We start from the raw sequence: 22686 nt of genomic DNA, 5'->3' as shown, positions 1-22686 counted from the left end.
GTTCCAGCGCTGCCGCGCCGAGCGGCCGTAGCGCGTCGTGCATCCGCAGCTGGGCGAACGCCTTGAGCAGCACACCCACGCTGCGGCCATCGGCGCTGTCGAAGCGTTCCGGGCGCGGCGCCAGGTGCGCCGCGCCCCCCATCAGTACACTGCGTGCGAGCCGGGCGTCCCCGTCTTCGTCCCCGCCCAGCCGCGCCAGCGCGTTGGCAATCTGCGCGACATGGTCGAAACCGAACGCATTCCACGCGAGCGGAGGCCGGCCCAGGCGTGCCGCCAGCAGCCTGGCCGCCTCCCGCAGGCCGGTCTCCTGCGGCCATCTGGACAGCGCATGCAGCGCCATCGCCACGGCCTGTGCGGTCATCAAATCGCGCAGCTTCTTGTCGGTGGCGACCCGTTGCGCCAGGGCCAGCACCGCGGTCCACGCATCGGGCCCCTCCGGCCACTTCGACAGCGCATTCAGGGCCTCGGCCACATGCTGCGCGCTCATCTCCTTGCGCAGCACCTCGTCGGTGGCGACGCGCTGCGCCAGGGCCAGCACCGCGGCCCGCGCTTCAGGCGCCTCCGGCCATCTGGACAGCGCATGCAGCGCCATCGCCACGGCCTGCGCGGTCATTGCCCTGCGCAGCACCTCGTCGGTGGCGACGCGTTGCGCCAGGGCCAGCACCGCGGTCCACGCATCGGGCTCGTCCGGCCATCTGGACAGCCCATTCAGCGCCATCGCCACTTCCTGTGCGGTCATCTCCATGCATAGCACCTCGCCGTCGGTGGCGACCCGTTGCGCCAGCACCCGCACCGCGTCCCGCGCATCGGGCGCCTCCGGCCACTTTGACAGCGCATGCAGGACCTCGGCCACATGCTGCGCGCTCATCGCCCTGCGCAGCACCTCGTCGGTGGCGACCCGTTGTGCCAGGGCCAGCACCGCGTCCCGTGCTTCGGGCGCCTCCGGCCACTTTGACAGCCCATTCACGACCATCGCCACTGCCTGTGCGTTCATCGCCCTGCACAGCGCCTCGTCGGTGGTGACCCGTTGCGCCAGGGCCAGCACCGCGTCCCGCGCTTCGGGCGCCTCCGGCCACTTTGACAGCCCATTCACCGCCATCGCCACTGCCTGTGCGTTCATCGACCGGCGCAGCCGCGCGTCGTTTGCGACCCGCCTGGCCAGGGGCTGCGCACCGTCGCGCGCGGCTGCCTCCTGCGGCCACTTCGAGAGGGCATTAAGCAGGGTTGAGATGCCCTGCCCGTTCAGCCTGTCGATCTGGCGGTCCGCTCGAAGATGCCCGACAAGACGCACCACCGCTTCGCAGCACATCCCGTGTTGCGCCGCCTTGGACAGCGCATTGCCCAGAAGGGCCGCCTCCTTGGCTCGGAGCCCGTTCGCCGCGTCCGGCCTCAGCACGTGCGCTGCGATACGTTCCAGCGCCAGCCGGCAGATTTCACTGTCAGCATGCTTGCTCAGCTTGTTGGCAAGATGGGCGTAATGTGCAGCCGGCAGGTCCTCGCACCAGTCGGTGTCCACGACATAGTGCGCCGCCAGTTCGACAGCCGCACGGACTTTTCCGGAGCCTGCAAACCCGTTCGGCAGTTTCTGCAGATACCGATCCAGGAAGTACACGTTGTCGTCGGCGTGCTCCGGGCGCAGAAAGACCAGCGCGCGCCCGTGGCCATTACGCTGCGCCAGCACGTTCTCCGCCGCCATCCGAACGCCATCAATCCGCCCGCCGCTGGAAAGCAGCTGTTGCTGCTCGTGCCGTTGCTCAACGAGCTGCCGGCTGAAGTCGCGTTCCCGATATTTCAGGTGTATCGCCAGACACGGGCTGCTGCGCTGTGATTCATACGGATCGATGCGTGGTCTTGTACGCTCCCTGTCATCCAGCGCATCCCCCGGATCGCGCGCCGTTCGCTTGCGCGATGGACCTGCTGCCTGAGCCTGGGACTCCTGCGCACCGCTTCCCGTCAGGACCGGCCGATGCTGATAACCTGACCGGTGGTGCGTGCCCTGAGGCCATGACGACGGGCCAGGCTGGCTCTGGCCGCGGGCCATCTTGCGCTCGTTGTCCTCTTCGGACCTCTCGCGCCGGTGCAAGTCGCGCAAGGGATACCCGGCGTTCGCTTCCCCGCCATGCGGCCGGGAGGAGAATGCCCGCTGCCGCTGGGCACCCGGATAAGGCTGCATCCTGCGCGCCTGACGACGTACGGCCAGCGGCGCCAGCCGCATGTCAACGGCCGCACCTGTGTGCCGATCCGCGCCCCCCCTTCGCCCCGCCCCGGATCGCCTGGGTGCCGACTCCTCAAGCCTTTCATTGGCACCGGCATCATATGGACTATATGGACTTGTTGGCCTGTCGGTTTTCATTGCGGCATCCGCAAGGCTTGGCAGAGCGTTGTCACGTTGGCGGTCAATGTGGTTCTGTGACCTCGATGCCGCCGAGAATGACCCTCGCACGGTGGAAGTTCTTGAATCCCAGCATCGGCCGGGTCCGGCGTTTGATAGCCCGATGGTCCTGTTCGACAATGTTGTTCAGGTACTTGATCTGACGGACCTTGATCGGCGTCTCGCGATCGGCATTCACCGCATCCAGTGCGGCCAGATTGGAGCCGCTTTTGTCGATGGTCACGGTCTCTGGCGTACCATTATGGGCGATCGCCTTTTCAAAGAACCGCCGGGCAGCGACCTTGTCCCGCCTGGCCCTGAGCAGGAATTCGACCGTGTCGCCCGCCTTGTCCACTGCCCGGTAAAGATATTTCCACTCGCCTTTCGAGGCGCTTCAGCACCTTCGCTACAGCCGGATTCAGGCTCTGCTTCATCGATCAGACCGTTCGTCCTCGGGACTTCAGCTTAGCAGATTCCGTATTGCGACAAAGCCCTTAACGTGACAATGCCCTGCAACGCCCTGGATATGCCGCAATGAAAATCGAAAGGTCAGTAAGTCTGGATGATGGTGGTGACAATGAAAGGGTTGAGGAGTCGGCACCCGGGCGCTCCCTGGCGTCGCGGCCGGAATCTGCGGATCGAGGCGCCGGTGCAGCGCCTGACATGCGGTTGGCGCCGCTGGCCGTACGTCGCCAGGCGCGCAGGATGCAGCCTGACCCGGGCACTCAGCGGCAGCGGACGTTCTCCTCCCGGCCTCATGGCGGGGAAGAGAGCGCGGGGTATCCCTTGCGCGACTTGTTCCGGCGCGAGAGGCCCGAGTCGGACAAGGAGGGGGAGATGGCCCGCGGCCGGAGCCAGCCTGGCTCGTCGTCATCGCGTCAGGGCACGCACCACCGGCCAGGTTATGAGCATCGGCCGGTCCTGGCGGGAAGCGGGGCGCAGGAGTCCCAGGCTCAGGCAGCAGGTCCATCGCGCCAGCGAACCGTGCGAGATCCGGGCGATGCGCTGGATGACAGGATGCGTACCAGGGCACGCGTCGGCCCGCATGAATTACGGCGCCGCAGCCCGTGTCTGGCGGAATACCTGACATATCCGGAACACGGATTGGGCCAGCAGGTTGTGGAGCAACGGCGCGAGCAGCAACAGCTGCTTTTCCGGGACAGGCGGGATGATGGCTTTCCGCAACGATGTTTCCGCATGGCAGCGGATAACGTGCTGGCGCGGCGTAATGGCTACGGGCGCGCGCTGGTCTTTCTGCGCCCGGAGTACGCCGACGAGAACGTGCGTTTTCTGGATCGCTATCTGCAGAAACTGCAGATAGCGCAAGGCCGCTTTGGAGGCGGCGGAAAAGTCCGTGAGGCAGTCGAACTGGCGGCGCACTATGTCGCGGACACCGACTGGTGCGAGGACCTGCCGGCTGCACATTACGCCTATCTCGCCAACAAGCTGAGCAAGCATGCTGACAGTGAAATCTGCCGGCTGGCGCTGGAACGTATCGCAACGCACGTGCTGAGGCCGGACGCGGCGAACGGGCTCCGGGCCAGGGAGGCGGCCCTTCTGGGCAATGCGCTGTCCAAGGCGGCGCAATACGGGAGGTGCTGCGAAGCGGTGCTGCGTCTTGTCGCACATCTTCAGGCTTATGGCCAGATCGATACGCTGAACAGCCAGGGCATCTCAACCCTGCTCAATGCCCTCTCGAAGTGGCCGCAGGAGCGGAGAACCTGCAGCGCAGCGCTGGCCCTGGCCAGGCGGGTCGCAAACGACGCGCGGCTGCGCCGGTCGATGAACGCACAGGAAGTGGCGATGGCGGTGAATGCGCTGTCCAAGTGGCCGGAGGAGCCCGATGCGTGGGCCGCGGTGCGGGTGCTGGCGCAACGGGTCGCCACCGACGACGAGGTGCTATGCAGGGAGATGACCGCACAGGAAGTGGCGATGGCGCTGAATGGGCTGTCCAGATGGCCGGACGAGCCCGATGCGTGGACCGCGGTGCGGGCCCTGGCGCAACGCGTCGCCACCGACGAGGTGCTGCGCAGGGCAATGACCGCGCAGGCCGTGGCGATGGCCCTGCATGCGCTGTCCAGATGGCCGGAGGCGCCTGAAGCGCGGGCCGCGGTGCTGGCCCTGGCGCAGCGGGTCGCCACCGACAAGAAGCTGCGCAAGGAGATGAGCGCGCAGCATGTGGCCGAGGCCCTGAATGCGCTGTCGAAGTGGCCGGAGGAGCCCGATGCGTGGACCGCGGTGCGGGCCCTGGCGCAGCGGGTCGCCACCGACGATGCGCTGTGCAGGTCGATGAACGCACAGGACGTGGCGATGGCCGGGAATGGGCTGTCAAAGTGGCCGGAGGCGCCTGAAGCGCGGGCCGCGGTGCGGGTGCTGGCGCAGCGCGTCGCCACCGACGAGGTGCTGCGCCAGGCGATGAGCGCGCAGCATGTGGCCGAGGTCCTGAATGCGCTGTCAAAGTGGCCGGAGGCGCCCGATGCGCGGGACGCGGTGCGGGTGCTGGCGCAACGGGTCGCCACCGACGAGGGGCTGCGCAGGTCGATGACCGCACAGGCAGTGGCGATGGCCCTGCATGCGCTGTCAAAGTGGCCCGAGGAGCCCGAAGCACGGGACGCGGTGCGGGTGCTGACGCAACGGATCGCCACCGAGGAGACGCTGTGCCAGTCGTTGAACCCACAGGACGTGGCGATGGCCGTGAATGGGCTGTCAAAGTGGCCGGAGGAGCCTGAAGCGCGGGCCGCGGTGCTGGCCCTGGCGCAGCGGGTCGTCACCGAGGAGGCGCTGTGCCAGTCGTTGAACCCACAGAAAGTGGCGATGGCGCTGAATGCGCTGTCCAGATGGCCGCAGGAGACCGGCCTGCGGGAGGCGGCCAGGCTGCTGGCCGCACGCCTGGGCCGGCCCCCGCTCGCGTGGAATGCGTTCGGTTTCGGCCATCTCGCGCAGATTGCCAACGCGCTGGCGCGGCCGGGCGGGGACGAAGACGGGGACGCCGGGCTCGCACGCAGTGTACTGATGGGGGTCGCGGCGCACCTGGCGCTGCGCCCGGAACGCTTCGACAGCGCCGAGGGCCGCGGCGTGGGTGTGCTGCTCAAGGCGTTCGCCCAGCTGCGGATGCACGACGCGCTACGGCCGCTCGGCGCGGCAGCGCTGGAACGGGTCCGGGCGCTGTGCGGTGCCGGGGGCCTGCGCGATGAACCGCTGGAGTGCGTAGGCAACCTGTGCATGGGGCTGCTGCCGCTGGCGCGCAGCGCGCAGCTGAAGCGCCACCGGGTGGGCGCGCTGCAGACCTTCGAGGCGCTGCAGCCGGTCGTGGCACGCAAGATCGACGCGTATCTGCGCCAGGCCCGCGGGGGGGCGGGCGCCCGTGCCGGGCTGCGCCTGAAGGATGGCGACGAAGCGTGCGGTACGCGCTGTGCGGCCCTGTCCCTGTATCAGGTGCTCAAGGCATACAGTCTGGTGGCCCGCCAGTGGAAGGTGAGCTACATCGGCGGCGGGCACGAGCTGGTGAAGGCGCGACGGGAGACCCTGAAGCAGTGGGTGCGACAGACGCTGGACAGGACGCGCGAGCTCATCGAGGCGGACCTGCAGGAAATGAGCTGGAACCTGATTGCGCAGATCGAGGCGGATGAGGCGATCCTGGACGCACTGGATCTGCGGCTGGCCAGCGAGGCGCATCTGGCGGACCTCACGGGGCGTTACCCCCCTCGCCGGTTCGATCTGGCAGCGTGCCACGCGAGCCTGCGCACAGCGGCGGGAAACGTGGAGCGACCCGGACCGGGTGTGGGCGACACCCGGCATGTGACGGTCGACCTGCAGGGACGGGAGCTGGAGCCCGCCGCGTCGTCCGGCGGGGAGCGGCGTGACTACTCCTTTTATGCCCGTCTGACGGGCGAGCCCCTGGTGGAGGTGCGGCTGCCGGGCGCGTTAAGCGGCTTCATGCTGGCGCGCACGTTCCAGTATAACGGCGAGCCCTGGCGCTTCGACATGTTCGGCGGCAGCCGCCTGACACGGGGGCGGCAGACGTCAGCCCGGGACCTCGCCGAGGGCCGCAGCGCGTCGGCTTCGGTGCTGCCGGCGGTGCGGTATGCCGACAGCGTCCCCGGCAGCGCCTTCATGGAGCTGGCACAGAAGCTGGCGCCGCAGCGCGAGGACTGGTCGCGCATGCAACGGGCGCTCATGGAGATGGTGCCGCATGACCATGTGGTGGAGGGCACGTTGCGGCTGGGCTGGTTTGAGGACGTGTCCGGGGCGCAGCACCCGTTCAGGCTGCAGGGGCCGCAGGGCGAGCGCATCGCGCTGTGTCCGAATGACGGCTGCGGGTTTCTGGGATGGAATGTGGCGATGCGCATTCCGGTGGTGCGCGACCATATCGAGGCATGGCAGGCAGTCCGGCAGGAACGGGGCAGCGAGGCACAGTGCAAGCTGGTGGAGGGCCAGGAGCCGGAGTTCAACGCGATGCCGCCGCAGGCGCTGATGCATTTCCCGCGGGACGAGGCGGCGCTGGGGGAAGCGCGCGAGGCGATGCAGCGCAGGCTGGACGGGTTGGACAGGCAGGTATCGCCGGAGGTGGGCCGCCTGACGCTGTACCAGCTGGCCGTCAGCGGGGGTTATCAGGGGCGGCGCATCCGCGCGGTGCCCTCGGCTGACGACAGGCTGTACCTGCCGTCGATTCCCCTGCCGGGCTTCGAGGAATTGCAGGGCGATGTGCTGGTGGGCAAGCCGCCCTACGACAAGGAGAACCTGTTGCCCATTGGGGCCGCGCAGGTCGTTACGCCCGGCCAGGGGGACGTGACGGCCCGGTTTCTGGAGCAGTGCTTCGCCATCCAGTACAGCTATACGGGATTCAATGAGGATTCGGCGGAGGGCGCCGAGATGCTGCACAGCAAGGGCATGCTGATCATTGTGCCGCCGGAATACTGGCCCAAGGAGCATGCGGGGCTGCACCTGGCCTGTTCGCGGGAGGACCTGAAGACGCTGTCGCGCTGGACGGGCGGGCGCGGGCGCGAGCGCGACGCGCTGCCGCGGCAGATGCTCAGCACGGGCAGCCTGCGGGTCAAGGACGTGCTGCTGCCGGGGCGGCTTGGGGCGCTGCCGATTGCGGAGCTGCGCAAGCGGAACATGGACACGGACGGGGACGATGCGTTCGTCTATGCGGGCTATCCGGCGCTGGCGGCCCACATCCGTCGCGTCATGGAGGCGCGCCAGGCGCGGCGGGGCGAGGAGCGCTCGTTCAAGCCGCCGAAGACGGCCCATCCGGCTCTCGATGAGCAGGGCCGCTACCACGCAGGACGGGCACGCGAAATCCTGGCCGAGCAGCGCGGGGGGGCGCTGCTGGGGAAAGCCGCCACGCTGGCGATGCGCTTTCTTGCGCAACCGGACGAGCAGCGCGAGGCCATGGCGCGACGCATGATGTTCGGCACCTACGACGGGGTGGAGCGCGAGCTGCGCAACGGGCTGCGCAAGCGGTTGCGGGGGGACGGGGATGCACCAGCGCTGGAGTGGTTGCAGGCGCAGGCAGGTGAGGCGATGGAGCGGGCCCATGAGCCGGAAGCGCACGAGGCGGCGAAACTGCTGTACGAGCTGGGCATGCAGCTGGGCGGCGACAGCGTTCAGGCACCGCCGCTTGCGCCGGCGCTGGCGCAGTGGTTCCCGGCACTGGCGAGCGCCTACGGGCAGGCACACGACACGGCCGGGCGTGTGCACGCGGTGCTGGACAACTATCCGGTGTGCCGGCTCTCGCGTACGGCGTTCCCCGGCGGGCAGCCGGGGCTGGTGCCGGGCGAGCCGGAGCTGTCCATGCGCAATCTTTTTACGATAGCGATCAAGGTGGGCACGGACGCGCTGAAGTCGGACACGGGCACCGATCTGTTTACGGGTGTCATCGAGTGCTGCGAACGGGTGGAAAGCCTCTACCCGGAGCGTCTGCGGCGGGTCCCGTACAGCAAGCAGACGGCGGCAGAAATACGCGATGGGCGTTTCGATCCACAGTGGGCGCAGACGGTGCTGCCGCACATGCCCACGATGGCAGCGGGGGTCATGCAGGACGCGGTCCACGCGCTGCAGCAGGCAAAGCTGCTCAGCGTACCGGCTACGCCGGCCGAACGGGCGCAAGAGGTTTCCCCGCAGGCGCTGCAGCGGCAGGCGCAGGCGTTGCATGAGCGCGCCCGCCAGGCCGAGCCGCAGATCACGCCGCTGCTGAAGGACATCCTGGGCCATGGCGGGGTGCCGGGGCGTGAAGGGGGGCGGCCGCATCTGGCGGGCGAACAGAAAAAGCTGAAGTCGCCGCTCTCGCTACAGGACAAGCTGGCCCGGCTGATTGGCGGCATGCCGCCGCTGGATCTGGCCCAGGCCAGCGCGCGGGTCAACGATGCGCTGCGCTACAGTGTGGTGCTGTCCCCGGATACGTTTATGGCGGACTATCGCCGGATCCTTCTGCAGCTCGAAGGGAAGGCGCATGCCCTGATGCGGTGTCAAAATCACTTCAGCCGGGAACGCAGCCCTTTCCGGGCGGTGAGCGTCACGCTGGAGGATCCGGAGGGCTTCCCATGGGAAATCCAGTTTCATACGGAGCACACGTTCAGGTGCAAGGAGCACTACCACCACCTGTACAAGCAGGCGCAACGATGTGGATTCGGTGGCGCTCACCGGGACGAGATCTGGAAGCTGCTCGGGCCGGCGCGCGAGGCCTTCCAGGCATCAGCCGTCCCGCCGGGGGTGGAGGATATCGTGGACTGGGATCCGGATCCGGATCCGGTATTGACGGTTCCGCCGCGGCCCCAGCCCCAGGCGCCAGTTGCACGGGGCATGCCGTCCCCGCTTGCGGGGCTGGCCCGTCAGATCAGAAGCCAGGCTGAACGTCTGGAGGGTACGGTCTGGCCTGTGCTGCGGCAGGCGCTGGAGGACCACGGCGCGAAGTTGCGCAAGGACCGGGACGGTGACGACTGGCGCAGCTTCATCTTCAAGAAGGAGAAAAGCATTAAAGAGAAGCTGGCCCGGATACAGCGCGAGCAGGGTCTGCAAACACCGCAGGAGGCCGCCGGGCGGGTACGCGACGGGCTGCGCTACGAGGTACTGCTCGACCCGGAGGGCTTTGCCAGAGGCGCCCAGGGCATTCTCGCCCGTCTGGAGCAGGCCGGCATGACGGTCATGCGCGTGAACAACGGCTTTACCCGTGAGGGCACCGGCTATGCGGGCCTGAATGTGAACGTGCGCACCCGCGTCCAGGGCGAAGACGCCGACTGGGAAATCCAGTTCCACACCCCTGAGAGCCTGCGGGTCAAGCAGAAGAGTCACCGGACCTACGAAAAGCTGCGCCAGCTCTCGCCTGATGCGGAGTCGCGCGAGAAGCTGGAGAAGGAACTGCGCGAGGCGGCAGCGCGCGTGGCGCGCCCGCAGGACATCGGGACGATCGGGTCCTTCGATCACTATGCGGAACCCGCCACTGCCGGTGAAGGGCCCGCTGGCCCGATGAACCCGCCATACCGCGGCGCAGCCCCGGATCAGGCACGCAATCGCGGCCTGAACACCCCGCCGCAGCCGTCCGGGCCGCACCACGCCACGCGAAGCGCGCCTGCGGTAGCGCCGCGGGCCCAGGATTCCGGCCATGCGGTTCGCAGCAGCTGGCCCCCCCGCCCCCCTGCGCGCACCACACGTGTCCAGCCGCCTGCCCGCCCCCTGGCGGGTGCCTCGCCCGCCCAGGCGTCCGTCCGCCGATCCCTGAAGGAGTTCGATTCTGCTAGCCACTATCGCAGTCTTGGCGCGTTTCTGGCGGAAGCGGACGCGGAGATGGGGGTGGCCAGCGGACTGGGAAACAATTGCCTGCTCGACACAGTTCTTCAGTTCGTGCGCAACATCAGGCGACGGCCCGGGGTGGAAACGGAGCAGACGAGGGAACTCGAGGCGGCAGCGCAGGCATTGCGAAGCGTGCTGAATAAGCAGGGCCTGGCCGATGCGCGTGACTTCATCGACATGTACACGGCTGGGGCGAGACTCGCGCACAGCCTTGACATCCGCATCCAGACCATTGAGCTCGAGCAGCGCGGGCGGGTCACAGTGCATCCGGTTGTTGGTCAGCAAGGCCCGCTTGTGCATATCCTCCACACGCACATGCCGGGTCACTTTCAGCCATTGTGGCCGCGCCCACCACGATCATAAGCGATCTGGGCTTTGTCACGTTAGAGGGTTCTGTTGCAGTAAGGGTGTCGGGACGAGAAATGTCGATATGGTAAGTATTGCTTATGACACAAGGGAGTAAAACTGCTGGGAAGCAGACGACGGGTCTTTGCCCGCACATTTCATCTGTCCTTTCCTGATCATGTGGACCTCGATGCCGCCGAGAATGACCCTCGCACGGTGGAAGTTCTTGAATCCCAGCATCGGCCGGGTCCGGCGTTTGATAGCCCGATGGTCCTGTTCGACAATGTTGTTCAGGTACCTGATCTGACGGACCTTGATCGGCGTCTCGCGATCGGCATTTATCGCATCCAGTGCGGCCAGATTGGAGCCGCTTTTGTCGATGGTTACCGCATAGCCCGGCTTCGCTCGTTTGCGCGGTTCGCCCGTCTTCAGTCTTGCCTTGTAAGGCATGAAAGCTCGCTCGTCGGATAGATCACCGGACTCTTTCTACCCGACCCACGGCCGCCGCGCAAGCGGCCCTCTTGAACAAAGCCGGGTCAGTACAGCTTCGTCAGACACGCATTCTAGCGTCCCCGCACTTATGCGACAGAACCGGTCAATCTCAGTTCATGCCTTCGCTATCCAGTCAGCCACTTCGCGTTATGTGCCGGTGGCAGGAGTGAATCATGCCAACAATAACTTGGTCTTTAACGCAACCGGAACTTGCCCATGGTCCCCCCTGTTCGCGGGATGAGCCCTGCCACGTCAGCCTTCCAGACCTCTACGGAAGAAAGCGGCAATCCCAGCAATCCCACCAGCCGGCCCACTTCGAATCCATCTCCGCAGGCAAGTGCGCCTGGTGCCTTGACCGGTTTGTTACGACTGCCGCCTGGAATAACCCAGGATATTGCAGGGCGGATCGATCCTCGCAGCCGTATCGTGCTGGCAGGCACCAACCGACAGTTGCGCTCGCAACTCAGGGATGAGCGGCAAGCTGTAAGGATTATCGTCCGGGATGCGCCGCGCGTGAGAACGAATCAGGGGTTCGATGCCGTGTTGCAGCGCATCGGGGAACTTCCGGTGTATCTACGAGGTGAGGCGCTGGAGGCACTCGGCGACCGTATCTGGTCCTTGCCGCAAGCGGCCCAGGCAACGCAGTTCGACAGGGTGTTCGGCGCCATCGGGCAACTGCCTGACCAACACCGCAGCGACCCGCTGGCCGCACTCGGTCGCCAGATCCATGCCTTGCGGCAAGCGGCGTGGTTCAAAAAGCGCGATTTTTGCGTTACACAGACGAGCGGAAGCAGCCTGCGTAAGAAAGCAGGAATAGTAAGGATTGCGGTTCAAATGGAGGCCGGCGACGACCTGCCGATATCAGGTTCGCGGCGAGGTTCAAAGCTGCGTTACACATTGGGAGGCACCTTGAGTAGAGAGCGTCAAGCAGCGTGGCCGGTCAGCGACAACTATTTTGGCCGGTCAACGGGGTAGTTGTCGGTGGTTATCAGGTCATATTTGACGTTGCTCCTTCGTAGTTGTCGTTGCGTGATAGCGTAGTTGACGCTCATCGCTACTGCGTAACGTTGCCGTCGTCGGGCAACCGGTCGCTAAACGGGTTAGCAGGGTTGTCGTCGTGTAATTGACGCCGCCGTGCATTCTGTTTGTCGCCGGCCTTGCGGCGGCGGTAACTCTCGACGTTGAGCTCGAAGATCGTCGAGTGATGCACAAGCCGGTCGATGGCGGCGACCGTCATGCCGGGGTCGGGGAACACGTCATTCCAGCCCGAGAACGGTTGGTTTGCAGTTATCAGAAGGCTTTTACGCTCATACCTCTCGGCAATCAGCTCGAACAGCACGCTGGTCTCGGCCTGGTCCTTACGCGCGTACGACAGGTCGTCAAGGATGATCAAATCGAAGCGGTCAAGCTTGGCCAGCGCAGAAGGCAACTGCAGGCTCTGGCGTGCGGCCTGCAGCTTCTGGACGAGTTCGCTGGTGCGCGTGAACAGCACGCGGTATCCGGCGTCGATCAATGCATGGCCGATAGCCGATCCCAGGTGACTTTTCCCGACCCCGGGCGGGCCGAACAGGAGAACCGTGGCGCCTTTCTCCAGCCATGATTCGCCGGTAGCCTGAGATTGACCCGCAAAAACGGACACCTATCCTTTTGATCAGGAGGTGTCGAAATGGGCAGGCATCGTACCCCGTACCCGGTGGAATTCCGGGCCCACATGGTCGAGCTGGTGAACGCAGGAAGAACGCCAGAGGAGCTGGCGCACGAGTTCGAACCGACCGCACAGACGATCATCAACTGGGTCGCGCAGGCCGATCGCGACGCCGGTGTGCGCCATGACGGGCTGACCACGGCCGAGCGGCAGGAACTCACGCGGCTGCGTCGCGAGAACCGGCAACTGAAGATGGAGCGAGACATTCTCTCGCAGGCCGCGGCCTGGTTCGCGAGGGAGACGGGAGCCGTTCCACCGAAGAGCGGTACGGATTCATGAGAGCGAACCGGGCCCGCTGGCCCGTGGCGAGGATGGCGCGGCTGCTCAGGGTCTCCACGAGCGGCTACTACGCATGGCTGATGCGTGAGCCATCGAAACGCTCGTGCAGCGATGCGCAACTGCTCGAGCGCATCCGCACACTGCATGCGAGTTCGCGCGGCACATATGGGGCGCCACGTATCCATGCGCAGCTCGCGCGCGATGGCGTGCATGTGGGACGCAAGCGGGTCGCACGCCTGATGCGCCTGGCCGGCCTGCATGGTGCGAGCCGGCGGCTCTGGCCACACACCACGCGGCAACGCGCGGGGGCACGGCGTGCTCCGGATCTGGTGCGCCGGCACTTCTGTGCCGAGGCGGTGAACGTGCTGTGGGTGGCGGACGCCACCTACATCCCGACTGACGAAGGGTTTCTGTATCTCGCTGTGGTCCTGGACGTGTTCAGCCGCCGCATCGTCGGGTGGGCGATGTCCAGCCATCTGTACACCGAACTGATGTTGCGGGCGTTGAACATGGCGTTGCAGCAGCGACGCCATGACGGTGTAATTCTACATTCCGATCAAGGCTGTCAATACACCTCCATTGCCTTCGGACGGCGCTGCCGCGAAGCCGACGTGCAACCGTCGATGGGCACGGCCGGCGACGCGTACGACAATGCGATGTGCGAATCGTTCTTCGGCACGCTCGAAGCGGAGCTGCTGTTGCGCGAACACTTTGCGACCCATGAACAGGCCCGGCAGCGCATCTTCTGGTTCCTTGAGGGGTGGTACAACGTACGCCGCCTGCACAGCAGCATTGGCTATCGTTCGCCGCTTGAATTCGAAAACATCAACGTTGAAAGGCAAACCGTGTCGCCTTGCGAGTTGCCCACCGGCGGGCAGCGTCATGGTCGTGAGATGCGACCCGCCGCCCGCCCGTGGACAACTCGCGACTCAACGCTTAACGGAGGTTAGATCACATCAAATCTCTGGCTGCAAATCCGTCCGTCGAACCGGGTCAATCTCAGCCAGCGCCGTGACATGCGCTTTTGAGACCATCGGCACGGCGCCGAAGTCGAAGGCGGCGAGCGTCTTGGTCGGGTCCAGATGCGATTCGGTGCGGTGCCGCTCGATGCGTCGTTTGGCGCGTTCGGCCAGCTCGTGCTCAAGCAGTGCGCCGAGCAGGCGTGTGGCCGGCCAGCCTTCCTTGTCCGAGCGCTCGGCGAACTCGGGCCACAACCTGCTGATCGTTGGCAAACGCAGCTCGTTGAGCATCAGGGCCAGGCGGCCACCATCATGCGCGGGCGCGTTCATGCGGCCATCTCCTCGAGCAGTTCGTCATAGACGGCAACGGGCGGCATCTGAACCTCCACCTCGGGGCACTGGGCCTCACGGGGTGCGTACTGCTCACGCAGCGCCTTGAGATCGGGAAGCTCGCCGGCTTCGAGCAACGCATCAAGCTGCCCGGCCAGTACGGCCTCCACGCCGTGCAGGCCTGCGAGCTCAAGCAGGCCGACCATCGTCTTGCATGCGTCGCGTTGTGACAGGCGGGCATCGAGTTGTTCCCAGATTCTGCGGTACGCCTCGCGCGGGAACAGCGCGTCGCGAAACGCGAGCCCCTTGAATGCCTGGGGTTTGCGCTTCAGGGACTCAATGAAGTGGCGGTAATCGAGCGCGTGGCGGTTGTCGTGCGCACGCGAGCCCCGGGCGGTGCTGTGGACCAGCACGCCGGACAGGTAACAGTCGAGCCGGTCGCCGTAGATGCGCACCTTCAGCCGGTGGCCGATCAGGCGCGACGGCGCACTGTAGAGGATGCCTCGCACCGTAAACGTGCTGCAGCGGGTCACAGGGGCCTCTTCCTCGACGAAGTCAGTGGTACGGTACTCCGGCAGATCCTGAAGCTGCTGGCGCTCGATACGGAACGCGGCGGCGCAGCGCCGGTTTCGGCGCATCACCTGTTCGCGGATGAATTCGTCGTAGGCGGCACGGTCACCGAAGTCGCGATGGCCACGCAGCATCAGGGCTTGATCGACTGCGTCCTTGAGATACCGGTGCGAGGATTCGACGCTCCCGTTCTCGTGACCCAGTCCGCGATTGTTGCGCGTGCCCTGCATCTCGTAGTGATCGAGCAGCGCCTTGTAACGGGTCGTGAAGTCCTCCTTCTCACTCAGGTTCTTGAAGGCGGCAGAGAGGCTGTCGGTGCGATGCTCGCGCGGGCAACCTCCCGCCTGCCACAGAGCATTCTGCAAGCCGTTGGCGAGCGCTTCGAAGCTCTCGCCGCCCTCGACCACGCAGGCGTACTCCCAGCGCGAGAATGCCAGTACGAAGTGATACAGCCGGTGCTCGAACGGTGCGCCGCCGATCGTCACGCACAGCTTGCTCATATCGGTGAAGTCGGACAGCCCGCGCACGCCGGGTTGATGCTCCTGGGGGAAGAAGATCTCCTGGCTGGGACCTTCGAGCGCCCGCCATTGAGAAATGCGTCGTTCCAGCGTGCGACGCATGCCGTCGGGATAGCAGCCCGGGTGATCATCCTGCAGCTTGCGCAGGATCGTGATGCCCATCAGATGTGGAGCGTTGCGCAGCAACGGCACGACCTCACTGTCCCAGACATCGGCGAACGGATCGGGACGGGTGCGCCAGGAGCGCCGCGGCTTCTGGGATGGCAACGTCGCGTCACGCTCGATGCGGCGTGCGCTGCGCACGCTTATTCCTGCCTTGGCGGCCGCGACTTCCTGCGGATGGTGTTTGCGCTTGTTCATGTAGAGGCGAACCTGTTGGTCGGTGATGCGGGTTCCAGACATGTGCTGACCGCTTCTTCTTTAAGAATCGATCAGCCATCCTATTGCCCCGCCGACGCGGCGCCGCCGGTGGTTCGTCGTCTCCGGCGGCTACGCCGCCTCCGACTCCTCACCACCGGCCAAAACAAACGTCAACGACCGGCCAAGCTAATTGTCGCCGCCCAATTGCACTTCAGGCCCTCACGCGCACCGAACCCATCAGTGTGCTGGCTGAGCGTAACGGCGTGAGCCGCCCGACGGTCTACCGACAGATCGGCACGGCCAGTGTAGCGCTGGATGAAGCCTTTGATACCACGCGGGCAGCCGACGCAGATCAGGTGCTTTTCATGCTGCCGGTCACCCGCCAATGGCTCGATCAGGTCATCGTGGCGCTCACGATGGTGGGCCACGTTTCGTTTCGCAGTACCCTTGAACTCATGCACGACCTGCTCGGCGTCTCGACCAGCCTGGGCACGATTCACACCGTTCTTCAGCGGGCCGCAAAGCAGGCCATCGCCATCAACGCCGGTATCGATCTCTCACCCATCCGGGTCGGTCTGCACGACGAACTCTTTCAGGGTTCCCAACCCGTGCTCGCCGGTATCGATGTCGCCTCGACCTATTGCTATCTGCTCGCCCCCGAAGCCCATCGCGACGGCGACACCTGGGCCATCCATCTGCTGGACCTGCAGGCACAGGGCCTCGATCCTGAGCACACGATCGCCGATGCGGGAACCGGTCTGCGTGCCGGGCAAAAAATGGCCTGGCCCGATACGCCGTGTCACGGCGACGTATTCCACATCATCCAGCAGGGTAAATCACTAGCGACGCTCTGGCATCGTGTCGCCAGTGGCGCTCGCACCGGGCGCGAGCAGCTCGAAGCGCGTCTGGCCAATCCCCGTCGACGTGGTGAGGATAGCCTCCTCGAAGCCGCGCTGGAAACGCTTCGGCGCAATGAAGCCCATGCGCACGAGCTGGCTGCCGACCTGCGCACCCTGGTTCAGTGGCTCGACGTGACATCCTGTCACTGGCTGGGCCGGACCTCGCGACGCGTCAACGGCTGTTCGATTTCGTGGTTGCCGAACTGCAGCAACGTGAAGCACGGGACCTGTCACGTACAGGGGCATACCGGCGTGCCCTTCAGAACCAGCGCGACGGCCTGCTCGCTTTCGCGGGCCTGCTCGACACAAAGAGCTATTGTCGAATCTGGTGTACAGCGGGAGCGGCGGGAATTTGAGAAGGCGGTGGCGGTCTAGCGAGAATGTTGCTTGTCAAAGGCACAACCAGCGAACCCGAGAAGGCCGGACCCGACCACCATGAAGAAGATTACGCAAGAAGCGAACAGCAGTAAAGCGCAAACGAAAAGCGTGCTAGATGAGCTGATCCAGCAAGGCGCGCGGCAGATCATTCAGCAGGCAGTCGAGGTGGAACTGGCGACCATGCTCGAACAGTACAGCAACGTGAAGTCGATCGACGGCCGGCGTGCCGTGGTGCGCAACGGCTACCTGCCCGAGCGCGAGGTCGTCACAGCGATCGGTCCGGTGACGGTTCAGGTGCCGAAGGTGCGGGATCGTTCGGGCTCGGGCATCCGGTTCAATTCGACGATCGTGCCGCCGTACGTGCGCAAGTCCGCGCGCGTGTCGGCAGCGCTGCCGTGGCTGTACCTGCGAGGCATCTCGACGGGCGACATGAGCGAAGCCATGGGCATCATGCTGGGCGGCCAGGTCAGCGGCATGTCGCCGAACGTCGTGAGCCGGCTGAAGGCCCAATGGGCCGATGAGCATGAGCAGTGGAATCGGCGTGAGCTGTCGTCGGCGCGCTGGGTCTACTGGTGGGCCGACGGCATTCACACCGGTGTGCGCAGCGACGATTCCGACGGCCAGTGCCTGCTGGTGATCGTTGGCGTCAAACCGGACGGGACGAAGGAACGTGTGGCCATCGGTGACGGCTACCGGGAATCGAAGGCATCGTGGAGCGAACTGCTGCTCGATCTGAAGAAGCGCGGCCTGCCGTCGGGGCCACTGCTGGCCTGCGGCGATGGCGCGATGGGATTCTGGGCCGCGATGGAGGAAGTGTTCCCGCAGACGAAGCATCAGCGCTGCTGGTTTCACAAGATGGGTAACGTGCTCAATGCGCTGCCGAAATCGCAGCAGGCTCGAGGCAAGAAGGCGATGCAGGACATCTGGATGGCGGCCACGCGCGCTGATGCACTGGCCGCATTCAATCACTTCGTCGACGCGTACTCGGCAAAGTACCCGAAGGTCGCCGAAAAGCTGACGGAAGATCGTGACGAGCTGCTCGCGTTTTACGATTTCCCGGCTGAACACTGGCAGCATCTGCGCACCACGAACCCGATTGAATCGACCTTTGCGACGGTGCGCCATCGCACGAAACGCACGCGCAACTGTGTATCGCGCGCGACGTTCCTCGGGCTGGCGTTCAAGCTGATCGAGTCGGCCGAAGAATCGTGGCGGCGCATCCGCGCCCCGGAAAAGCTCACTTCGATGCTTGACGGGATGACGTTCAAGGATGGAGAACCGGTGACCGACAGCACACCGGCTCAGCAATCGCTAGCCGCCTGATTACGCCGAGACCGCATACACCAGATTTGACTTTAACTCCGACACAAAACTCGACGCCATTGCACGAACGCACAACGTGGCGCGCCATCTCGTGCGCGAGGTCTGCATGCTGCATCGCAAGTCCGAAACGTCGAGTGCGTTCTGGCAAGGGTGGAATCGCCTGCTAGCCCGCATCGGCCGCCCGTTTCACGGCGTCTACGCCGCCGTATCCGGGGCGCTGCATAGCACACCACGCAGCAGCTCGCTGGTCGAAAATCTCAACTCGCGACTGCGCGTCTACCTGACCAACCGGCGTCATCTGAAGGGCGGGCGGGCCTGGCTTGGTCTGCTGCAGTTTGTCTTCAACCATCGCCGCTTTGCCCGCAGCCGATGCCCTGAGCGAACTGGAAAGAGCCCGAGGGAACTGATGAGCCGCAAGCCTCACGATCACTGGCTGACGCTGCTCGGATTCGGCCCACTCCAGCCTCAGCGAACCTGATATCGGCAGGTCGTCGCCGGCCTCCATTTGAGAGCTATTGTCGAATCTGGTGTACAGCGGGAGCGGCGGGAATTTGAGAAGGCGGTGGCGGTCTAGCGAGAATGTTGCTTGTCAAAGGCACAACCAGCGAACCCGAGAAGGCCGGACCCGACCACCATGAAGAAGATTACGCAAGAAGCGAACAGCAGTAAAGCGCAAACGAAAAGCGTGCTAGATGAGCTGATCCAGCAAGGCGCGCGGCAGATCATTCAGCAGGCAGTCGAGGTGGAACTGGCGACCATGCTCGAACAGTACAGCAACGTGAAGTCGATCGACGGCCGGCGTGCCGTGGTGCGCAACGGCTACCTGCCCGAGCGCGAGGTCGTCACAGCGATCGGTCCGGTGACGGTTCAGGTGCCGAAGGTGCGGGATCGTTCGGGCTCGGGCATCCGGTTCAATTCGACGATCGTGCCGCCGTACGTGCGCAAGTCCGCGCGCGTGTCGGCAGCGCTGCCGTGGCTGTACCTGCGAGGCATCTCGACGGGCGACATGAGCGAAGCCATGGGCATCATGCTGGGCGGCCAGGTCAGCGGCATGTCGCCGAACGTCGTGAGCCGGCTGAAGGCCCAATGGGCCGATGAGCATGAGCAGTGGAATCGGCGTGAGCTGTCGTCGGCGCGCTGGGTCTACTGGTGGGCCGACGGCATTCACACCGGTGTGCGCAGCGACGATTCCGACGGCCAGTGCCTGCTGGTGATCGTTGGCGTCAAACCGGACGGGACGAAGGAACGTGTGGCCATCGGTGACGGCTACCGGGAATCGAAGGCATCGTGGAGCGAACTGCTGCTCGATCTGAAGAAGCGCGGCCTGCCGTCGGGGCCACTGCTGGCCTGCGGCGATGGCGCGATGGGATTCTGGGCCGCGATGGAGGAAGTGTTCCCGCAGACGAAGCATCAGCGCTGCTGGTTTCACAAGATGGGTAACGTGCTCAATGCGCTGCCGAAATCGCAGCAGGCTCGAGGCAAGAAGGCGATGCAGGACATCTGGATGGCGGCCACGCGCGCTGATGCACTGGCCGCATTCAATCACTTCGTCGACGCGTACTCGGCAAAGTACCCGAAGGTCGCCGAAAAGCTGACGGAAGATCGTGACGAGCTGCTCGCGTTTTACGATTTCCCGGCTGAACACTGGCAGCATCTGCGCACCACGAACCCGATTGAATCGACCTTTGCGACGGTGCGCCATCGCACGAAACGCACGCGCAACTGTGTATCGCGCGCGACGTTCCTCGGGCTGGCGTTCAAGCTGATCGAGTCGGCCGAAGAATCGTGGCGGCGCATCCGCGCCCCGGAAAAGCTCACTTCGATGCTTGACGGGATGACGTTCAAGGATGGAGAACCGGTGACCGACAGCACACCGGCTCAGCAATCGCTAGCCGCCTGATTACGCCGAGACCGCATACACCAGATTTGACTTTAACTCTCCATTTGAACCGCATTCCTTACTATTCCTGCTTTCTTACGCAGGCTGCTTCCGCTCGTCTGTGTAACGCAAAAATCGCGCTTTTTGAACCACGCCCGCCCGCGCGTTCGTCACCCGGTACCCCGGCTTCTTGCGCTTGCGCGCTTCACCCGTCTTTAGGTGCCTCCCAATGTGTAACTCAGCTTTGAACCTCGCCAGAAATTCCTTTGGGCACCGACTTATTGACGGTACAATAATTGCAATCTATGCGGGGTTGTCAATGCCTGTCGTCTTTCGATACAACGGTATCCGGTTCTTCTTCTATTCGAACGAAGGCGACCCGCGCGAGCCGGTTCACATTCACGCCCAGCTGGGCTCAAGTGTGGCGAAGATCTGGCTCTATCCCGACGTGCGTGTGGCCAGCAGTTCAGGGTTTTCGGCGAAGGAGCAGGCGCTGCTGATGGATGCGGTGGAGCAGAACCGCGAACTGATCGAAAGGAGGTGGAATGAGCACTTCAGCTAGAGAGCTGCGGTTCGACGATTTCGCAATGTGGGTGGAGCTGGAGGACGGGCGTACGCTCGGCGTTCCGCTTGTCTGGTTTCCGAGACTGTTGCACGCAACGCCCGAGCAGCGGCTGCATTACGAAATCAGCGCAGGGGGGCTGCATTGGGACGAGATCGACGAGGACATCTCAGTTGACGGTCTGCTTGCGGGCCGTGGCGACATGACGCATCGTCACGCCGACGCGGCCTGATGCGATGGTCTTTGTCCGGATGGGTACAAGTTCCCGTGCCATGGACGCGACTATGCATTTTTGACGCAAACCGGTTTGCCGGCGTGGTTCAAAAAGCGCGATTTTTGCGTTACACAGACGAGCGGAAGCAGCCTGCGTAAGAAAGCAGGAATAGTAAGGAGTGCGGTTCAAATGGAGGCCGGCGACGACCTGCCGATATCAGGTTCGCTGAGGCTGGAGTGGGCCGAATCCGAGCAGCGTCAGCCAGTGATCGTGAGGCTTGCGGCTCATCAGTTCCCTCGGGCTCTTTCCAGTTCGCTCAGGGCATCGGCTGCGGGCAAAGCGGCGATGGTTGAAGACAAACTGCAGCAGACCAAGCCAGGCCCGCCCTTCAGATGACGCCGGTTGGTCAGGTAGACGCGCAGTCGCGAGTTGAGATTTTCGACCAGCGAGCTGCTGCGTGGTGTGCTATGCAGCGCCCCGGATACGGCGGCGTAGACGCCGTGAAACGGGCGGCCGATGCGGGCTAGCAGGCGATTCCACCCTTGCCAGAACGCACTCGACGTTTCGGACTTGCGATGCAGCATGCAGACCTCGCGCACGAGATGGCGCGCCACGTTGTGCGTTCGTGCAATGGCGTCGAGTTTTGTGTCGAGCAGGCCCGCGAAAGCGAGCAGGCCGTCGCGCTGGTTCTGAAGGGCACGCCGGTATGCCCCTGTACGTGACAGGTCCCGTGCTTCACGTTGCTGCAGTTCGGCAACCACGAAATCGAACAGCCGTTGACGCGTCGCGAGGTCCGGCCCAGCCAGTGACAGGATGTCACGTTCGAGCCACTGAACCAGGGTGCGCAGGTCGGCAGCCAGCTCGTGCGCATGGGCTTCATTGCGCCGAAGCGTTTCCAGCGCGGCTTCGAGGAGGCTATCCTCACCACGTCGACGGGGATTGGCCAGACGCGCTTCGAGCTGCTCGCGCCCGGTGCGAGCGCCACTGGCGACACGATGCCAGAGCGTCGCTAGTGATTTACCCTGCTGGATGATGTGGAATACGTCGCCGTGACACGGCGTATCGGGCCAGGCCATTTTTTGCCCGGCACGCAGACCGGTTCCCGCATCGGCGATCGTGTGCTCAGGATCGAGGCCCTGTGCCTGCAGATCCAGCAGATGGATGGCCCAGGTGTCGCCGTCGCGATGGGCTTCGGGGGCGAGCAGATAGCAATAGGTCGAGGCGACATCGATACCGGCGAGCACGGGTTGGGAACCCTGAAAGAGTTCGTCGTGCAGACCGACCCGGATGGGTGAGAGATCGATACCGGCGTTGATGGCGATGGCCTGCTTTGCGGCCCGCTGAAGAACGGTGTGAATCGTGCCCAGGCTGGTCGAGACGCCGAGCAGGTCGTGCATGAGTTCAAGGGTACTGCGAAACGAAACGTGGCCCACCATCGTGAGCGCCACGATGACCTGATCGAGCCATTGGCGGGTGACCGGCAGCATGAAAAGCACCTGATCTGCGTCGGCTGCCCGCGTGGTATCAAAGGCTTCATCCAGCGCTACACTGGCCGTGCCGATCTGTCGGTAGACCGTCGGGCGGCTCACGCCGTTACGCTCAGCCAGCACACTGATGGGTTCGGTGCGCGTGAGGGCCTGAAGTGCAATCGCTTTGCGTTTGTCGTCGTCGCTCAGTCTGCCGACGCCAGATCGGGTGTTTTGAGTCATGG

11 protein-coding genes and 5 pseudogenes are annotated in these 22686 nt (G+C 64.7%); 9 read left to right on the top strand and 7 right to left on the bottom strand.

Translation table 11 applies throughout. The annotated features are described in order from the left end of the window. Together QFZ94_RS02075 and QFZ94_RS02070 are read right to left on the bottom strand one after the other, a co-directional pair. The coding region (locus QFZ94_RS02075) for a hypothetical protein (RefSeq protein WP_429455425.1) at positions 1-2173 on the bottom strand (2173 nt) is incomplete at its 3' end. 238 nt (positions 2174-2411) lie between these two features. Next, a pseudogene (locus QFZ94_RS02070) lies at positions 2412-2756 on the bottom strand (IS6 family transposase); the annotation flags it as partial. 149 nt (positions 2757-2905) lie between these two features. Here QFZ94_RS02070 and xopAD point away from each other — a divergent pair. Next, the gene (xopAD, locus tag QFZ94_RS02065; RefSeq protein ID WP_429455424.1) at positions 2906-10525 is read left to right on the top strand and encodes a XopAD/skwp family type III secretion system effector; all 7620 of its coding nucleotides are present in this window, start codon (positions 2906-2908) and stop codon (positions 10523-10525) included. An 81-nt stretch (positions 10526-10606) separates the two neighbouring features. On the opposite strand, the pseudogene QFZ94_RS02060 reads toward xopAD, so the two are convergent. Next, positions 10607-10897: pseudogene (locus tag QFZ94_RS02060) on the bottom strand (DDE-type integrase/transposase/recombinase); the annotation flags it as partial. 453 nt (positions 10898-11350) lie between these two features. On the opposite strand from QFZ94_RS02060, the gene QFZ94_RS02055 reads away from it, so the two are divergent. Further along, a complete protein-coding gene (locus QFZ94_RS02055) occupies positions 11351-11974 on the top strand; it encodes a hypothetical protein (protein WP_429455423.1) in 624 nt (207 codons plus the stop codon). A 79-nt stretch (positions 11975-12053) separates the two neighbouring features. Here the strand turns inward: QFZ94_RS02055 and QFZ94_RS02050 are convergent. Next, positions 12054-12596 (bottom strand): annotated as a pseudogene (locus QFZ94_RS02050) (ATP-binding protein); the annotation flags it as partial. Between the two features lie 69 nt (positions 12597-12665). On the opposite strand from QFZ94_RS02050, the pseudogene QFZ94_RS02045 reads away from it, so the two are divergent. Beyond that, positions 12666-13804 (top strand): annotated as a pseudogene (locus tag QFZ94_RS02045) (IS3 family transposase); the annotation flags it as partial. Between the two features lie 171 nt (positions 13805-13975). Here QFZ94_RS02045 and QFZ94_RS02040 read toward each other — a convergent pair. Beyond that, positions 13976-14272 (bottom strand): annotated as a pseudogene (locus QFZ94_RS02040) (ATP-binding protein); the annotation flags it as partial. Further along, positions 14269-15762, bottom strand: coding sequence for an IS21 family transposase (gene istA, locus QFZ94_RS02035; protein ID WP_199126404.1), 1494 nt, complete (start codon positions 15760-15762; stop codon positions 14269-14271). The gene istA and the pseudogene QFZ94_RS02040, both read right to left, overlap by 4 nt. Positions 15763-15983: 221 nt before the next feature. Here istA and QFZ94_RS02030 point away from each other — a divergent pair, with 221 nt between their 5' ends. The 6 genes from QFZ94_RS02030 to QFZ94_RS02005 all read left to right on the top strand — a co-directional run bounded on the left by QFZ94_RS02030 (position 15984) and on the right by QFZ94_RS02005 (position 20993). Further along, positions 15984-16994, top strand: coding sequence for a hypothetical protein (locus QFZ94_RS02030; protein ID WP_429455422.1), 1011 nt, complete (start codon positions 15984-15986; stop codon positions 16992-16994). Positions 16995-17054: 60 nt separating this feature from the next. Further along, positions 17055-18320: an IS256 family transposase gene (locus QFZ94_RS02025; RefSeq protein ID WP_429455097.1), complete on the top strand. Its 1266-nt coding sequence runs from the start codon at positions 17055-17057 to the stop codon at positions 18318-18320. A gap of 76 nt (positions 18321-18396) precedes the next feature. After that, positions 18397-18798: a hypothetical protein gene (locus QFZ94_RS02020; protein WP_429455421.1), complete on the top strand. Its 402-nt coding sequence runs from the start codon at positions 18397-18399 to the stop codon at positions 18796-18798. A 156-nt stretch (positions 18799-18954) separates the two neighbouring features. Further along, entirely contained in the window at positions 18955-20220 is a 1266-nt protein-coding gene (locus QFZ94_RS02015; protein WP_429455097.1) for an IS256 family transposase, read from the top strand. Positions 20221-20518: 298 nt separating this feature from the next. Further along, a complete protein-coding gene (locus QFZ94_RS02010) occupies positions 20519-20761 on the top strand; it encodes a DUF4160 domain-containing protein (protein WP_028215507.1) in 243 nt (80 codons plus the stop codon). Further along, complete coding sequence (locus QFZ94_RS02005) at positions 20745-20993, top strand: DUF2442 domain-containing protein (protein WP_429455331.1); 249 nt, start codon at positions 20745-20747, stop codon at positions 20991-20993. The genes QFZ94_RS02010 and QFZ94_RS02005 overlap by 17 nt, the downstream gene beginning before the upstream one ends. A gap of 269 nt (positions 20994-21262) precedes the next feature. Here QFZ94_RS02005 and QFZ94_RS02000 read toward each other — a convergent pair whose 3' ends face one another. Next, positions 21263-22684 (bottom strand): hypothetical protein, encoded by a 1422-nt coding sequence (locus QFZ94_RS02000; protein ID WP_429455420.1) that lies wholly within the window; start codon positions 22682-22684, stop codon positions 21263-21265. Positions 22685-22686: the final 2 nt, after the last annotated feature.

The sequence above is a fragment of the Paraburkholderia sp. JPY465 genome, from assembly GCF_050436725.1.
GTDB lineage: Bacteria > Pseudomonadota > Gammaproteobacteria > Burkholderiales > Burkholderiaceae > Paraburkholderia > Paraburkholderia youngii.
This window is presented reverse-complemented; position numbering and strand designations above follow the sequence as displayed.

Excerpts from the sequence above, each read along its gene's own strand:
- istA (WP_199126404.1), bottom strand. The coding sequence starts at position 15,762 with ATGTCTGGAACCCGCATCACCGACCAACAGGTTCGCCTCTACATGAAC.
- QFZ94_RS02000 (WP_429455420.1), bottom strand. The coding sequence starts at position 22,684 with ATGACTCAAAACACCCGATCTGGCGTCGGCAGACTGAGCGACGACGAC.
- QFZ94_RS02025 (WP_429455097.1), top strand. The coding sequence starts at position 17,055 with ATGAAGAAGATTACGCAAGAAGCGAACAGCAGTAAAGCGCAAACGAAA.
- QFZ94_RS02005 (WP_429455331.1), top strand. The coding sequence starts at position 20,745 with ATGAGCACTTCAGCTAGAGAGCTGCGGTTCGACGATTTCGCAATGTGG.
- xopAD (WP_429455424.1), top strand. The coding sequence starts at position 2,906 with ATGAAAATCGAAAGGTCAGTAAGTCTGGATGATGGTGGTGACAATGAA.
- QFZ94_RS02015 (WP_429455097.1), top strand. The coding sequence starts at position 18,955 with ATGAAGAAGATTACGCAAGAAGCGAACAGCAGTAAAGCGCAAACGAAA.
- QFZ94_RS02010 (WP_028215507.1), top strand. The coding sequence starts at position 20,519 with ATGCCTGTCGTCTTTCGATACAACGGTATCCGGTTCTTCTTCTATTCG.